The sequence below is a fragment of the Priestia sp. ST2 genome (genome assembly GCF_055810735.1).
Window position 1 is genome coordinate 46,192 of the sequence record NZ_JBVVNT010000001.1, and the last position, 15,032, is coordinate 61,223.

General features: G+C 39.8%; 15 protein-coding genes and 1 other annotated feature. Of the genes, 12 read left to right on the top strand and 3 right to left on the bottom strand.

Annotated features, from left to right (window positions below; genetic code table 11):
• Nucleotides 1–147: 147 nt before the first annotated feature.
• From AC0KUU_RS00250 to AC0KUU_RS00290, 9 genes are all read left to right on the top strand, one after another.
• Nucleotides 148–411 (top strand): YtzC family protein, encoded by a 264-nt coding sequence (locus tag AC0KUU_RS00250; RefSeq protein WP_013059528.1) that lies wholly within the window; start codon nt 148–150, stop codon nt 409–411.
• 12 nt (nt 412–423) lie between these two features.
• Nucleotides 424–579: a hypothetical protein gene (locus tag AC0KUU_RS00255; protein WP_013059527.1), complete on the top strand. Its 156-nt coding sequence runs from the start codon at nt 424–426 to the stop codon at nt 577–579.
• Between the two features lie 158 nt (nt 580–737).
• Nucleotides 738–1,925 carry an MDR family MFS transporter gene (locus tag AC0KUU_RS00260; RefSeq protein WP_029319939.1) on the top strand — a complete coding sequence of 396 codons (1,188 nt, stop codon included), beginning with the start codon at nt 738–740 and terminating at the stop codon, nt 1,923–1,925.
• 156 nt (nt 1,926–2,081) lie between these two features.
• Complete coding sequence (locus AC0KUU_RS00265; RefSeq protein WP_050688647.1) at nt 2,082–3,404, top strand: GntP family permease; 1,323 nt, start codon at nt 2,082–2,084, stop codon at nt 3,402–3,404.
• 64 nt (nt 3,405–3,468) lie between these two features.
• Nucleotides 3,469–3,660: a hypothetical protein gene (locus AC0KUU_RS00270; RefSeq protein WP_034276835.1), complete on the top strand. Its 192-nt coding sequence runs from the start codon at nt 3,469–3,471 to the stop codon at nt 3,658–3,660.
• 243 nt (nt 3,661–3,903) lie between these two features.
• Nucleotides 3,904–4,122, top strand: a binding site (T-box leader).
• Between the two features lie 64 nt (nt 4,123–4,186).
• Entirely contained in the window at nt 4,187–6,601 is a 2,415-nt protein-coding gene (gene leuS, locus AC0KUU_RS00275; RefSeq protein ID WP_322552462.1) for a leucine--tRNA ligase, read from the top strand.
• Nucleotides 6,602–6,839: 238 nt separating this feature from the next.
• On the top strand, nt 6,840–7,151 hold the full coding sequence (locus tag AC0KUU_RS00280) for a rhodanese-like domain-containing protein (protein ID WP_013085250.1): 312 nt from the start codon (nt 6,840–6,842) through the stop codon (nt 7,149–7,151).
• 102 nt (nt 7,152–7,253) lie between these two features.
• Nucleotides 7,254–7,433 carry a hypothetical protein gene (locus tag AC0KUU_RS00285; protein WP_080781547.1) on the top strand — a complete coding sequence of 60 codons (180 nt, stop codon included), beginning with the start codon at nt 7,254–7,256 and terminating at the stop codon, nt 7,431–7,433.
• A gap of 210 nt (nt 7,434–7,643) precedes the next feature.
• Nucleotides 7,644–7,823, top strand: a complete 180-nt coding sequence (locus AC0KUU_RS00290) for a sporulation protein Cse60 (RefSeq protein WP_013059521.1) — start codon at nt 7,644–7,646, stop codon at nt 7,821–7,823.
• A gap of 4 nt (nt 7,824–7,827) precedes the next feature.
• Here AC0KUU_RS00290 and AC0KUU_RS00295 read toward each other — a convergent pair whose 3' ends face one another.
• Complete coding sequence (locus tag AC0KUU_RS00295) at nt 7,828–9,099, bottom strand: BaiN/RdsA family NAD(P)/FAD-dependent oxidoreductase (protein ID WP_043975922.1); 1,272 nt, start codon at nt 9,097–9,099, stop codon at nt 7,828–7,830.
• Between the two features lie 211 nt (nt 9,100–9,310).
• Between AC0KUU_RS00295 and AC0KUU_RS00300 the strand changes: the two genes are divergently transcribed.
• Together AC0KUU_RS00300 and AC0KUU_RS00305 are read left to right on the top strand one after the other, a co-directional pair.
• Nucleotides 9,311–10,954, top strand: a complete 1,644-nt coding sequence (locus tag AC0KUU_RS00300) for a putative polysaccharide biosynthesis protein (protein ID WP_043975924.1) — start codon at nt 9,311–9,313, stop codon at nt 10,952–10,954.
• Between the two features lie 51 nt (nt 10,955–11,005).
• Nucleotides 11,006–11,722, top strand: a complete 717-nt coding sequence (locus AC0KUU_RS00305; RefSeq protein ID WP_097824699.1) for a pseudouridine synthase — start codon at nt 11,006–11,008, stop codon at nt 11,720–11,722.
• A 223-nt stretch (nt 11,723–11,945) separates the two neighbouring features.
• Here AC0KUU_RS00305 and AC0KUU_RS00310 read toward each other — a convergent pair whose 3' ends face one another.
• Nucleotides 11,946–12,167, bottom strand: a complete 222-nt coding sequence (locus AC0KUU_RS00310) for a DeoR family transcriptional regulator (RefSeq protein WP_013059517.1) — start codon at nt 12,165–12,167, stop codon at nt 11,946–11,948.
• A gap of 408 nt (nt 12,168–12,575) precedes the next feature.
• On the opposite strand from AC0KUU_RS00310, the gene pepV reads away from it, so the two are divergent.
• Nucleotides 12,576–13,979 carry a dipeptidase PepV gene (gene pepV / locus AC0KUU_RS00315; RefSeq protein ID WP_043975928.1) on the top strand — a complete coding sequence of 468 codons (1,404 nt, stop codon included), beginning with the start codon at nt 12,576–12,578 and terminating at the stop codon, nt 13,977–13,979.
• 32 nt (nt 13,980–14,011) lie between these two features.
• Here pepV and cysK read toward each other — a convergent pair whose 3' ends face one another.
• Nucleotides 14,012–14,944, bottom strand: coding sequence for a cysteine synthase A (cysK, locus tag AC0KUU_RS00320; protein ID WP_013085245.1), 933 nt, complete (start codon nt 14,942–14,944; stop codon nt 14,012–14,014).
• Between the last annotated feature and the right edge of the window lie 88 nt (nt 14,945–15,032).

Genomic DNA, 15,032 nt, shown 5'->3' on the forward strand with positions numbered 1-15,032 from the left:
GCAATATACATCAACAAATTGTATCAAAAACGTGAAAAAGTGCCAAACAAATTTAAGGATGCTTATATTTAACAGGTTCTTCTTGTCGTAAAGAGAAGTAAAGTTGCGCAAAATAAGACAGAAATGAACGAATAGGAGGAATAGAGAATGACAACTCGTCAAGCAGTGGATCAACTTATGCAACAGTGTGAAGATGCTATTCGCTTTGGTCAAGGCCAGTTGCAGGAAGGCATGAAGCAAGAACATTATAACGACACTGAGTATACAAAAGCACAGGAAAAATTAGAAAATGCTTATAAAGAAATTGAAGAGTTTTCTCACAGTGCAAATGCACAGCAGAGAGAGCAGCTATATCGCATGCGCCTGCAAGTTCAGCAGCTGCAAAATAAATTGATCACAACTCAGCATTAAGGAGAGGATTTTATGGCAACGCGTTCAAATCAAAATAATCCGGAACAAAAAACAAAAAACGGGATCAACAGCAATGACATTGAGCTAGGAAAAGATTTTGATCCGGTAAAAGAATTAAAAGCACGAAACAGCAAGCGTGCACAGCCGGTTCGTTCGAAGCAAAAGTAAGCGATAAAAAGGTGGTTTTGCATGATATTGTCATGTGAAATCACCTTTTTAAATAGTCAGCGAATTTTAAATAAATTGTCTATATGTAAAAGCATTGCGAACCCTTTAAGAAAAGACTAGAATGTACGTTGGCATTCGAATAGATAGGGGGGAGATCAATGCCTAAATCACTTTGGTTTTTGATTATTGGTATGCTTGTAAACGTAACGGGAGCTTCATTTTTATGGCCTCTCAATACAATTTATATAAATGAACATTTAGGAAAGTCGTTGTCCGTCGCAGGAGTGGTTCTTATGCTGAATTCTGCTGCAAGCGTAGTAGGAAATTTGCTTGGAGGAACGCTTTTTGACAAAATCGGAGGATATAAATCCATTTTATCAGGAATTATTATTACTCTTATTGCATTAGTGGGACTCGTGTTTTTCCATGGTTGGCCTACATACGTTGTTCTCTTGGTTGTTGTAGGGTTTGGATCTGGTATTGTGTTTCCATCTATGTATGCAATGGCAGGGTCCGTTTGGCCACAGGGCGGAAGAAAAGCATTTAATGCGATGTACGTTGCTCAAAATGCAGGAGTAGCTATTGGCGCCGCGGTAGGAGGCATTGTAGCGTCTTATTCATTTACGTATATTTTCTTAGCTAATACAATTTTATACGTTATTTTTCTGCTTATTGCTATTTTTTCATATCGCCATATTTCGGTTACAGTTGGGCAAACGAATGTCCTTAATGAAGCTGGGAGCATTGGGCATAAAACGAAGCTGACTGCTCTTCTTATTTTATGTACGGGGTATGTCTTATGCTGGGTGGCGTATGTTCAGTGGCAAACAACGATTGCTACGCATACGCGTGAGCTGAATATACCTCTTTCTAGCTACAGTTTGCTTTGGACGATTAACGGGATTTTAATTGTAGTCGGTCAGCCTTTGATTGTACCCATCATTCAAAAAGTAGCAAAAACATTAAAAGTACAAGTCCTAATTGGAACGGTTATTTTTGTGGCTTCTTTTGTTATCGTGGTGAATGCTACAACATTTCCGCAGTTCTTAACAGCCATGGTTGTGTTGACAATTGGAGAAATGTTCGTTTGGCCAGCCATTCCAGCTGTTGCAAGTCAATTGGCACCATCTGGAAAAGAAGGATTTTATCAAGGTGTAGTTAACAGCATGGCTACTGCAGGTAAAATGATTGGTCCTCTCTTTGGAGGCGTTATTTTCGATGCGTTTAATATGTCTACGCTGTGCTATTTATTAATTGGGCTATTGCTATTCAGCATGTGTACAACATGGATATACGATTATAAATTAAAAGAAAAACGTCAGCGTTCGTTAACCATCTCTAAATAAATAGAGATGGTTTTATTTTTGACTGCTTAATAAACGTAGGAATGTCTTCAGTATTCCTTTAATAATATAGTAAGGGTCGTGACAAGCAAAGGAAGGAGTATATACCTGTAAACATGTAAGCGTTTTCTAATTATATGACTTCATGGGGGGCTAAACATGCTTAGTATGATTGGATTAATTGGAGGATTATTGCTGCTCATTGTATTAACGATGAGAGGCATGAATTTATTTATAGCAGGTCCGCTCAGTGCTTTAGTTGTTGCGTTAACAAGCGGAATGCCTTTATTTCCACAGCTGGTGAAAGAAGGGGAAGCAAATTTTGTTGGAAATTACATGTCTGGTTTCACAGGATTTATTGCTTCTTGGTATTTAATGTTTCTATTGGGCGCCGTCTTTGGAAAAGTGATGGAAGACAGCGGGGCTGCTGATAGTGTTTCCCGCTGGATTGTCAGTAAACTAGGAATGAAAAGAGCAGTGTTGGCGATTGTACTTGCCTGTGCGGTCTTGACATACGGAGGAGTCAGTTTGTTTGTAGTAGCATTCTCTGTCTATCCAATGGCTTTGAGCTTATTCAAACAAGCCGATTTGCCGAGGCGGTTTATTCCTGCTGCTTTAGCATTTGGTTCGGTTACGTTTACGATGACCTCGGCTGGGTCGCCTGAAATCCAAAACTGGATTCCAATTGAATATTTGAAGACGAGTCCGTATGCAGGATGGGAAGTTAGTTTAGTTGTAGCAGTAGTGATGGCTGTATTCGGCTACTGGTGGTTAAAGCGCTTGATTTCAAAAGCAGTTAAAAATGGAGAGCGTTTTATATCACGCGAGAAAGATCCAGTAGTAACGGAAAATCAGTCTCTTCCTAATCCTTTATTAAGTTTGCTTCCGCTTGTGGTCGTGCTCATTATTTCTTTTGCACTTCATAAGCCACTTCAGCAATCTGCGCTGATTGTCGCACTTTTAAGCGGGATCATTGTCACTTATATTGTGAACCGAAAGCATTTTAAAGGATTTTGGAATGCAGCTTCAGAAGGAACGCTGGGTGCGTTAATTGCTATTGGGAATACAGCCGCTGTCGTAGGTTTTGGAGGAGTTGCTAAGGCTGTTCCCGCGTTTGGAGTGGCTGTAGATGCCATGACGCATATTCCAGGAAGTCCGTTGATCGGAGGAGCTATTGCCGTGAGTGTTATCGCGGGGATGACAGGTTCGGCTTCAGGAGGTCAGGCGATTGCTTTGCCAATTTTAGCACCTCACTATCTAGATGCTGGTGTAAATCCAGAAGCTCTCCATCGCGTAGTAGCTATTTCCTCTGGAGTACTAGATTCCTTGCCTCATAATGGTTATGTCGTAACAACCATTAATTCTATTTGCGGAGAAACTCATAAAGATGCGTATGGATCAGTTGCAGCAATGACGGTGATTGTGCCGCTTGTTGGTCTTGTACTTGCGATCATCCTGTTTTCTTTTGGATTTGGCATTTAATAATAGCAGCTAAAGAAAGCAGGGGCTGGGATAAAAGTATTTTAGTTGAAGGAAGATCCGAACGATGAATCGTTCGGATCTTTTCATGTTTATGGTGAACGTAGATTTCATTTGTTTAGGTGCTTCTAGCTGCGGAGTGGAGGGCAAGACAAAGACTTCTGAAATAGGTGAGACCCCGCATGAGTGTAAGCAACGAGGAGGCTCATCGGCTGCCAGCGGAAAGAGAAGTCTTGCACGGAAATCAACAGCGGTGTAACCAAGAGATTCATACTAGCGCATTTATTCTATTTGTTCGTCTTTAAATTGGATTGATTTAATTATGTCTCAATCCCTTTTTTGTTTGGCCGTCGATGTATGTTTTTGGGAGAAGTTGTTCATATATAAGAATGAAAGAGAGGATTTAGCAATAAAGCAGTGCTGCATTGCAGAAACTTTTACAAAATCCCTTGAACAACTTGCAGTTTACGAACATATTATTTACAATACAAGGTAGTATGATGTAAAAACTATGATAAGGAATAGTAGTGAACGAAGCGAGCTAAGAGAGCTGACGGGTGGTGCGAGTCAGCAAACGAGCGTTCATGAACTCACCTTGGAGTTGTAAATGTGAAGTAAAGTAACATTTGCCGTCTATCCGCGTTAAGGAAAATGAGTGAGTACATAATTGTGCTAATTTGGGTGGTACCGCGGGAAGTTTATTCAACCTCTCGTCCCTTTGTTTGAGGGATGAGGGGTTTTTTAGTTTAATTAAATACAGCTGGAGCGTACAAGGAGGATTATGTATGGCTTTTAATCATGAAAAGATCGAACAAAAATGGCAAAAAGTTTGGGAAGAAAATAAAACATTTAGAACAACAGAAGATGAAGGAAAGCGTAAATTTTACGCATTAGATATGTTCCCTTATCCATCTGGCGCTGGTTTACACGTTGGGCATCCAGAAGGTTATACAGCAACGGATATTTTATCTCGTATGAAGCGTATGCAAGGATACAATGTACTTCATCCGATGGGATGGGATGCATTCGGACTACCTGCTGAACAGTATGCATTAGATACAGGAAACGACCCGGCTGAATTCACTGAACTTAACATTAATAATTTCCGTCGTCAAATCAAATCGTTAGGTTTCTCTTACGATTGGGAGCGAGAAATTAATACAACTGATCCAAACTACTACAAATGGACGCAGTGGATTTTCTTACAGCTATATAAAAACGGCTTAGCTTATGTGGATGAAGTAGCTGTTAACTGGTGTCCTGCTCTAGGAACGGTACTTGCGAACGAAGAAGTTATTGACGGCAAAAGTGAGCGTGGGGGACATCCGGTTGAGCGTCGTCCAATGAAGCAGTGGATGCTTAAAATCACCGCTTATGCAGATCGTTTACTAGAAGATTTAGATGAGCTTGATTGGCCAGAAAGTATTAAAGAAATGCAGCGCAACTGGATTGGCCGCTCTGAAGGAGCTCACGTGCACTTCACAATCGATGGATACGACGACACATTTACTGTGTTCACAACGCGTCCTGACACGCTATTTGGGGCAACGTATGCCGTTTTAGCACCTGAACATCCGTTTGTAGAAAAAATTACAACAGCCGAACAAAAAGAAGCGGTAGAAGCGTATTTAGATCAAATTAAAAGCAAAAGCGATTTAGAACGTACAGACTTAGCTAAAGACAAAACTGGCGTATTCACTGGTGCTTATGCAATTAACCCTGTAAACGGCGAGAGAATGCCAATTTGGATTGCTGACTATGTTCTAATGAGCTATGGCACAGGTGCAATTATGGCTGTTCCGGCTCATGATGAGCGTGATTATGAATTTGCTGTTAAATTTGAACTGCCGATTAAAGAAGTAGTAGCGGGCGGAGACGTTTCAAAAGAAGCTTATACAGGCGACGGCGAGCACGTTAATTCAGACTTCTTAAATGGTTTAGATAAAGAAGAAGCAATTTCAAATATGATTCAGTGGCTTCAAACAAATGAAAAAGGTGAAAAACAAGTAACATACCGTCTGCGTGACTGGTTATTCAGCCGTCAGCGCTACTGGGGTGAACCAATTCCTGTTATTCACTGGGAAGACGGCACAACGACTGCAGTTCCTGAAGATCAACTTCCGCTTGTGTTACCAAAAACGACTGAAATCAAACCGTCAGGCACAGGTGAATCTCCGTTAGCAAACATTGATGACTGGGTGAACGTTGTAGATCCGGAAACAGGCAAAAAAGGGCGCCGCGAAACAAATACAATGCCTCAATGGGCAGGCAGCTGCTGGTATTACTTACGCTACATTGATCCAACAAACAGTGAAGCGTTAGCAGATGCAGATAAATTAAAAGAATGGTTGCCGGTTGATATTTATATCGGTGGAGCTGAACACGCTGTTCTTCACTTATTATATGCTCGTTTCTGGCATAAGTTTTTATATGATATCGGCGTAGTTCCAACAAAAGAGCCGTTCCAAAAACTGTTTAACCAAGGTATGATTCTTGGAGAAAATAACGAAAAAATGAGTAAGTCAAAAGGTAACGTTGTAAACCCAGACGAGATCGTAGAAAGCCACGGTGCAGATACGCTTCGCCTTTATGAAATGTTCATGGGGCCTTTAGATGCGTCAATCGCCTGGTCAACAAAAGGGCTTGATGGTGCACGCCGTTTCTTAGATCGTGTATGGCGCTTACTTGTTGACGATAACGGTGAATTAAGCAGCAAGGTTCAAGAAAGCAATGACACTACGCTTGAACGCGTGTATCACCAAACGGTGAAAAAAGTAACGGAAGATTACGAAGGCCTCCGTTTTAATACAGGTATCTCTCAGCTTATGGTATTCATCAATGATGCATACAAAGTTGACGTGCTGCCAAAGCAATACGTAGAAGGATTTGTGAAGCTATTAGCACCAATTTGTCCTCATACGACTGAGGAATTATGGAGCAAACTAGGTCACGAAGATACAATTTCGTATGAGGCTTGGCCTGCGTTTGACGAAGCAAAACTTGTAGATGATGAAGTGGAAATTGTCGTTCAAATTAACGGTAAAGTACGTGCGAAAGTAAACGTACCTGCTGAGGCATCTCGTGAAGAGCTTCAAGATATTGCAATGGCTAATGAAGATGTTCAAGAGTTCATTGAAGGTAAGACAGTGCGCAAAGTGATTGCTGTGCCTGGTAAATTAGTAAACATCGTAGCTAATTAAGTATTGATGTAGAACAGAACCCTTGATAGTTCTTTAGTCAGGGGTTCTGTTCTAGACCTAAGCGCCTGATGTCCACCTTTCGGGTTGACATCAGGCGCTTAGTCAAACCTTTAACTACGATTGGAAAAGCTTAGGCAGGCTGCTGCTTAAGCTTTTCTTATTTAGTGGCATAAAGGTATTTGAATTTGCTACAATAGCGATAGCAAGCTGAATGAAAGAATAGAGAGGAATGACGAAGATGGAAGAAGTAAAAGTAATTACGCCTGAAGAACTTCAAAAACGCGTTGAAAATGGAGAAGAACTTCATTTAGTTGATGTGCGCGAAGATGAAGAAGTAGCAGAAGGAATGATTCCCACTGCTAAACACATTCGTATGAATGATATTCCAGGTAATGTGGATTATTTCGATAAAGACAAAGAATATATTTTCATTTGCCGTTCGGGCCGCCGCAGTGAAAACGTATGTTACTACCTTCAAGAACAAGGATATAAAGTAACAAATATGGTTGGCGGTATGTTAGAGTGGGAAGGAAAAACGGTTAATAAATAAAAAGAGGCTGGGACAAAAGTATCTTAGCTGAAGTGAAAAATGAACCATTGATCAACATGTTTGATTAGTGGTTCATTTTTTTTGTTTCGTTTCTTCTAGCAGTTGATTGGAAGGCAAGGCGAAGACTCCTGCGAGAAAAGCGGAACAGGTGAGACCCCCCAGGAGCGCAAGCGAGGAGGAGGATCACTGGCCGCCCGCGGAAAGCGAAGTCTTGCAAGGAAATCAACTGCCGTGTTACAAGCGGTTCAGCTCATGTATCCCATTTGTTCGTCTTTAGATTGAATTCATTTCGTTATGTCTTAACCTCTTTTTTGAATGAAACTTCTGCCAACCGACTAAAATGATAGCAGGAAAACAAATGATGACTAAATCTATAAAAGCCCTCATAAAAATAGAGGTAGTAAGAGATTGAAAATCTGTACAAAAACCATCATCAAGAGAAACAGTCCATTCTGATTGAAACAAATTTGATAGGACAAGGTGGTAGAAGCTGTGATACAAGTAAAAATGTTTGATAAAGAGCATGAAAAAGATTTAGAATTTGCGGTGAACCGATTTTTACGGAAATTAGAGGATGAAGACGTCGTTGATATTAAATACCAAGTGACAGTGGATGTTGATCGTGATGAGCAGGTGTACTGTTTTTCAGCCATGGTTATGTATAAAGCCTAGCATATTATGCTAGGCTTGTTGCAAATTCTCCTGCATTACTTCCAGCCAAACGGCCTGTTACAAGAGCAGAAGTGATATTGTATCCTCCAGTGTATCCATGGATATCAAGAATTTCCCCGCAGAAGTAAAGGCCTTGCATAAATTTCGAAGACATTTCTTTTGGGTGAATTTCTTTAACAGATACGCCGCCTCCTGTGACGAATGCTTTTTCTAAAGAAAGCGTGCCGTTTACAGCAAATTCAAATCGTTTGCACAGTCTTGCAAATTCTCTCAGTTTCTCATGCTGAAGCTGTCCTGCTAGCGCTTGGCTATCAATGCCTGCCTGCTCGAGTAAAAACAATAGATAACGTTCAGATACAAAACCTTTTAAGACATTTTTAATTGCTTTTTTCGGTTCTTCTTTTGTTGTTTTGACTAATTGTTGAAAAATATCTTCTTCGTTTTGGCTAGGAAATAAATCAAGAGACATTTGAACAGTGTTGCTTTTTTGTTTCTTTAACTCTTTAACAACATATTGGCTGCAGCGAAGAGCGGCAGGGCCAGAGATGCCAAAGTGAGTGAAAATCATATCCATTTGATGAGTAATGACAGGCTTGCCTTTTTTATTAAGCACGCTTAGTCCTACATTGCGAAGCGATAGACCTTGAAGCGTTTTGGTTTTAATAAAGTGTTCGCTAGATGTAATAGGAACTTCTGTTGGGTAAAGCTCAGTAATTTTATGCCCTGCATCTTTTGCCCATTGATAACCGTCTCCTGTCGAACCTGTATGAGGTACTGATTTTCCACCTACTGCAATCACAACGCTTTTCGTTTGGATTGCTTCCCCGTTTTGAAGCACAACTTCTTTCACGGTGTTGTTCTCATAGTGTACGCGTTTAACGGCTGTGTTTGTGCGAATTGTCACGCGAAGACGGTGAAGTTCGCTAATTAATGCGTCAACAACAGATTGCGCTTTATTGCTGACCGGAAACATACGGCCGTGATCTTCTTCTTTTAATTTAATTCCAAGGCCTTCAAAATAAGAGATGATATCTTCGTTATTAAAAACAGAAAACGCACTGTATAAAAAGCGTCCGTTTCCTGGAATGTGTTTAATAAGTTCATCAATGGGAAGACGGTTTGTCACATTACAGCGTCCGCCTCCAGAAATGGCAAGCTTTCGTCCAAGTTTATTGCCTTTATCAATTAATAATACGTTTGCACCTGACTCACCAGCTGCAATCGATGCCATCAAACCAGAAGGTCCTCCTCCGATTACGACTACATCATATATCATACTTTCACCAACCTGTCTATTCTTAAAAAATTTTAGTTTGTTCACTGACAAATCTCTCAACATTGGATAAAATGGGCTATAGTCTTTGTTTTTCTAGTTTGTTGACGAGTGCGAGTGAGTATAAGACCTTTCTTAGTGTATACTGTCACTTGCTTCTTTTCAATTCTATCATTATTATCAGTATGTAACATTAAGTATCGGAGGCAAACGTATGTCTGATTCAAAATTGTTAAGAGGGACCTTTGTGCTGACGCTTGGCACCTATGTATCCCGAATCTTGGGAATGATTTATTTATTTCCATTTGCGATCCTTGTTGGAACCGTAGGGGGAGCACTGTTTGGTTACGGATATAACCAATATGCTATTTATTTAAGTATTGCTACAGCCGGTATGCCAATGGCCGTATCGAAATTTGTATCAAAATATAATGCACTCGGTGATTACTATACGAGTAGAAGAATGTACCGGGCCGGCATGAAATTAATGCTTGTCACAGGAATACTTGCATTTTTACTTTTATATTCGTTAGCTCCTGTTATGTCTAGAATTACACTGGGAGGTTCTGATTTAAATAACTCCTTAGAAGATGTAGTAATGGTTATGCGAATGGTTAGTGTTGCGTTAATTGTAGTACCGATGATGAGTTTAATGCGAGGATTTTTCCAAGGTCACCAGTCTATGGGACCAACAGCTGTTTCACAAGTAGTTGAACAGCTTGTGCGGGTTGTCTTTTTATTGGCATCTACCTATATCGTCATCAAAGTTGTCCACGGGAGTCTTGCATTAGCCGTTGGATTTGCTACGATGGGGGCTTTTGTAGGAGCTCTTGCTGGACTGGCTGTATTGATTTGGTACTGGAAAAAACGAAAGCCTTATCTTGATAAAATGGTGAACGAGCAGACGGTAACGCCTACGCGTATTTCTACCGTATCCATTTTTAAAGAGCTGCTTACGTATTCATTGCCATATGTCTTTGTCAGCTTGGCTATTCCGCTTTATCAGTATGTGGACCAATTCACATTTAACCGTGCAATGGTAGCGGCTGGACAAAAAGAAATAGCAGAGTCAATGAACGGAATTGTTCAGTCTTATGTTCCAAAGCTTGTGATGATTCCCGTTTCATTAGCTACTGCGTTCGGTTTGACTCTTGTACCAACGATTACACGTTCCTTTGTGAATAAAGATTATAACGTACTGCAAAAGCAAATTGACCAAACATATCAAACGATTATGTTTCTTGTGCTGCCAGCATCTGTAGGGTTAATGGCTTTAGCTGGCCCAGCCTATACGTTTTTCTTTGGAACAGATGCATCGGATGCGGGTGGGAATGTCTTGCTTTACTATGCACCGGTAGCTTTATTGTTCTCATTTTTTACGGTGAATGGAGCTATTTTACAAGGAATCAACAAACAAAAATATGCTGTTTTAAGTCTATTATTTGGATTGATTGTGAAAATTGTCGTGAACGTTCCATTTATTCTTATGTTCCACGAGATTGGTTCAGTTTTAGCGACTGCATTAGGCTATATCGTATCTCTTGTTTATATGTTTGCGCTTATTCAAAAACACGCAAAATATAACTACAGTGAGTTTATAAAACGCTCTGTGCTTATTCTCATTTTTGTTGCGATTATGGGAATCAGCGTAAAAATTGTCGCAGCAGTGATTGGTCTGTTTACAACGCCAGGACGATTCTCTGCCACTGTTATTACGATTATAGGAGCAGCAGTAGGCGGCCTTATTTACTTTATTATTACCTATCGTACAAGCCTGCTTGAAAAAGTAATGGGAGCGAGGGTAACAGGTGCAATTGAACGAAAGATACTGCGCCGAAATAAACAGCGCAGTGCCTAAGAAGATGACTCGTTAGAGTCATCTTCTTTTCAAAAAAGAGGAGGATATTACATGCGTTTGGATAAATTGCTTTCTACCATTGGGTACGGAAGCCGAAAAGAAGTTAAAGGTCTTTTAAAGACTGGGGCTGTTAAGGTAGACGGTACAGCAGTTAAAGATGCTAAGGTCCACGTTAATCCAGATGAACAAGAAATAACTGTGCATGGCGAAGCCGTTTCTTACCGAGAATTTGTTTACTTTATGCTTCATAAGCCGCAAGGCGTCATATCAGCGACAGAAGATTCTCTTCATGAAACAGTTTTGGACTTGCTTGAACTTGATGATGCTGTGTATAACCCATTTCCGGTAGGGCGTTTAGATAAAGATACAGAAGGGCTCTTGCTGCTGACGAATGACGGTCAGCTTGCACATCAGCTGCTATCTCCTAAAAAGCACGTTCCTAAAACGTATTTTGCAAAAATTAATGCACCGGTGACTGAAGAAGATGCTGAAGCATTTAGGCAAGGTGTCACTCTTGATGATGGATATGTAACAAAATCAGCAGAGTTAAAGATACTAACAAGCGGTGTGGAATCAGAAATTGAATTAACGATCGTTGAAGGGAAATTTCATCAAGTGAAGCGTATGTTTGAAGCAAGAGGAAAAAAAGTAACGTATTTAAAACGTTTATCTATGGGAGCTTTGCTATTAGACGAGTCGTTAGATTTAGGAGAGTATAGGGAGTTAACGGAAGAAGAACTAGCTTTATTGCAAAACTCAAATGCCTAAGAAGAGGCGAAAGAAAAAGGAACCTAAGTCTAAAATGGTTCCTTTTTTTTGTCCACTTTGTTAGACAAGTGAAACATTTCACGTTAAAGCACTTAAACGAGTACCAACTCTGCTTGACGTGCAAATGGAGCGGGGGACTATGCACTCGTCCAAGTCTTGACTTTCTACTGCGTAGAATTTTATCTCTATATATAAATCACTTACTACCCTTGAAATAAACTTACTAGGATGACATCTTGACCTTCTTTTGCGTAGTCGTCCATGTACCGCGACTTGGGCTGCGAACTAAATCATTATATGCTAACACATTCAAGTCACGCTGAATGGTTCTTGGTGTAATACCAAATTCGTCTACGAGCTCTTGCGTTGTAACTGTTCCATTTTTACAAATGAACATATAGACCGATTTGATACGAGTTAGCATTCGATTAGTTGAAGGTTTCAAAAAACCACTTCCTTATTCGTTTTTCGTAAGGCACAACTTCTTTATAACTCTGAGATGTCAAGCACTATTTCAGTCCTTATCCTTATTGTACACAAAATCGAAAGAAAAATAAAAGAGAAAACGCAAATTAACACAATATTTACAAAAAATGATATAAATATGTAATCCTTTCGTAACATCTCCTTCCTCTATTTGCACATTTTTTATAGTATATGTAAACAATAAACAAATAGAATCCGTTTTTATCGATTGTGCCTACAATTTATTTCCCGGAATTTTGACTCTGTAAACCTTTGATATGAAAGGAAAGAGACAATTATTTCTTTCTATATAAAGGTATGATAAAGTTAAATTTACCAATAGTAATGATAGATACAATCTGTAAAAGCAGGAAAAGGAGACAAACAGATGACGGCAATTAATTGGAAAGAGGAAGTTCAAAAAAGAGAAGCTGAAATTCTAGCTGAGACGCAGCGTTTTCTACAAATTAAAAGTGTTTTGACAAGCACAGAAAAACAAGAAGAGCCATTTGGACCTGGAATTGCTCAAGCGCTTGACTTTCTTTTAAATAAAGGAAAAAATGACGGGTTTTCCGTCAAGAACGTAGACGGATATGCTGGTCATATTGAAGCAGGAGAAGGGAAAGAACTTCTTGGCATTCTTTGTCACGTAGACGTTGTTCCTGAAGGAGACGGGTGGTCGGTTGATCCATACGGCGGTGAAATAAAAGACGGGAAAATTTTTGCTAGAGGAGCAATCGATGACAAAGGCCCGACGATGGCTGCTTATTATGCGATGAAAATTGTGAAAGATTTAGGGCTTCCTCTATCTAAACGGGTTCGAATGATCATTGGAACGGATGAAGAAAGTGACTGGAGATGTGTGGACCACTACTTCAATCATGAAGAGATGCCAACTATGGGGTTTGCGCCCGATGCGGATTTTCCTATCATTTTTGCTGAAAAAGGAATTACAGACGTAGAAATTCGCCAGCAGCCAATTGAAGGAACAAAGGGAAGCGTTCAGCTTACATCATTTGTCTCTGGACGACGCTACAATATGGTTCCTGATCTTGCAACAGCTGTTCTTGAATTCCATAGTGAAACGGATATTAAAAATAAATATGATCAATTTTTAAAGGATCAGTCTTTAAAAGGTTCAATAACAGAAAAGAGCGGTGTATACACACTTACTTTAGAAGGCGTTTCAGCACATGGCAGTGTGCCTGATAAAGGGAAAAATGCTGGACTTACGCTTCTTCGCTTTTTACACACATTAGAACTTGATGAACAAGCTAATCAGTTTGTAGGTTATGCAAATGCGTATTTAGTTCAAGATGCACTAGGAGAAAAAATGGGCTTAAATCGCAAAGATGAGGTTACGGGTGATTTAACGATAAATGTTGGAATCATGTCTTACAATCAAGAAGAAGCGGGGCACTTTGGTTTAAACATTCGCTATCCTGTATCAGCTCATATTGACGACATTATTGATACGATTAAAGAAAAAAGTGAATCTTATCAAATGACCATCAAACATTTTACAGATTCTAAACCACATCATGTCGATCAAAAACATGAGCTTATTCAAACGCTTCAAAAGGTTTACCAAGAACAAACAAATGAAGAACCTACACTTATTTCAATTGGAGGAGGAACGTATGCCAGAGCATTGGAAGCGGGGGTGGCATTTGGACCTCTTTTCCCAGGCCGTGAAGAAGTAGCGCACGAAAAAGACGAGTACATGGTAATTGAAGATTTACTTCGTGCAACAGCTATTTATGCACAGGCTATTTACGAATTAGCTAAATAAAAAAAGCGAACGCCTTTGCGTTCGCTTTTTTATTATTCAAATGAGAATAGGTCGCTTGATAAATAACGTTCACCTGTATCGCAAGCAATACATACGACCACTTGATCAGGAGATAATTTTTTGGCTACCTCGATAGCAGCATAGCACGCAGCGCCAGATGAAGGACCGACTAAAATTCCTTCTTCAGAAGCCAAGCGTCGCGTAATATCGTAGGCTTGTTCATCTTTAATTTTTAAAATTTCGTCGTAAACATCTACATTAAGCGTATCAGGAATAAATCCAGGGCTTGTTCCTACAAGCTTGTGCTTCCCAGGTCTTCCTCCAGATAATACAGGAGACCCAGCTGGTTCCACAACATGAACGGTCATATTTGGGTAGTTTTCTCTTAGTACTTCACCAGTTCCTGTAATCGTTCCGCCTGTTCCAGCAGTAGCAACAAAAGCAGATAAGTCTTTGCCTAACTCGTTCATTGCCTCGATAATTTCTTTAGCAGTCGTTTTTCGATGAGCGTCAGGGTTTGCATTATTTTCAAACTGCATGGGCATAAATGCATTTGGAATTTCTTTTGTAAGCTCTTCTGCCTTGCGAATTGCTCCAGGCATTTTCTCATCGCCCGGTGTTAGAACAACTTCCGCACCATATGCTTTTAACAAGTTAATTCGTTCTTGAGTCATGGTATCTGGCATAACTAAAATAGAACGATAACCTCTTGCCGCTGCATTCATTGCTAAGCCAATACCTGTATTTCCGCTCGTTGGTTCAATAATAGTAGAATTTTCATTGAGCAAGCCTGCTTTTTCAGCTTCCACGATCATATTAAAAGCAGCACGGTCTTTTACACTACGGCTTGGATTAAAAAATTCTAGTTTTAAGTAAACGGATGCTCCATCTGCAGGTTGAAGACGATTCAACTTAACAAGAGGTGTTTCGCCAATCAAATCAGCCATATTGTTAACAACTTTCATTTTTCTCATCCTTTTCTTATAAAAATTCTCTGTATTGTTTCTATGATAACACAAATTCTTATTTTTTAAGCACATGACAAATTTTCAG

Coding starts and splice junctions, on each gene's coding strand:
- AC0KUU_RS00305 (WP_097824699.1), top strand. CDS start 11,006: ATGCGTTTGGATAAATTGCTTTCTACCATTGGGTACGGAAGCCGAAAA.
- leuS (WP_322552462.1), top strand. CDS start 4,187: ATGGCTTTTAATCATGAAAAGATCGAACAAAAATGGCAAAAAGTTTGG.
- AC0KUU_RS00300 (WP_043975924.1), top strand. CDS start 9,311: ATGTCTGATTCAAAATTGTTAAGAGGGACCTTTGTGCTGACGCTTGGC.
- AC0KUU_RS00255 (WP_013059527.1), top strand. CDS start 424: ATGGCAACGCGTTCAAATCAAAATAATCCGGAACAAAAAACAAAAAAC.
- AC0KUU_RS00295 (WP_043975922.1), bottom strand. CDS start 9,099: ATGATATATGATGTAGTCGTAATCGGAGGAGGACCTTCTGGTTTGATG.
- AC0KUU_RS00250 (WP_013059528.1), top strand. CDS start 148: ATGACAACTCGTCAAGCAGTGGATCAACTTATGCAACAGTGTGAAGAT.
- AC0KUU_RS00270 (WP_034276835.1), top strand. CDS start 3,469: ATGAATCGTTCGGATCTTTTCATGTTTATGGTGAACGTAGATTTCATT.
- AC0KUU_RS00280 (WP_013085250.1), top strand. CDS start 6,840: ATGGAAGAAGTAAAAGTAATTACGCCTGAAGAACTTCAAAAACGCGTT.
- AC0KUU_RS00260 (WP_029319939.1), top strand. CDS start 738: ATGCCTAAATCACTTTGGTTTTTGATTATTGGTATGCTTGTAAACGTA.
- cysK (WP_013085245.1), bottom strand. CDS start 14,944: ATGAAAGTTGTTAACAATATGGCTGATTTGATTGGCGAAACACCTCTT.
- pepV (WP_043975928.1), top strand. CDS start 12,576: ATGACGGCAATTAATTGGAAAGAGGAAGTTCAAAAAAGAGAAGCTGAA.
- AC0KUU_RS00265 (WP_050688647.1), top strand. CDS start 2,082: ATGCTTAGTATGATTGGATTAATTGGAGGATTATTGCTGCTCATTGTA.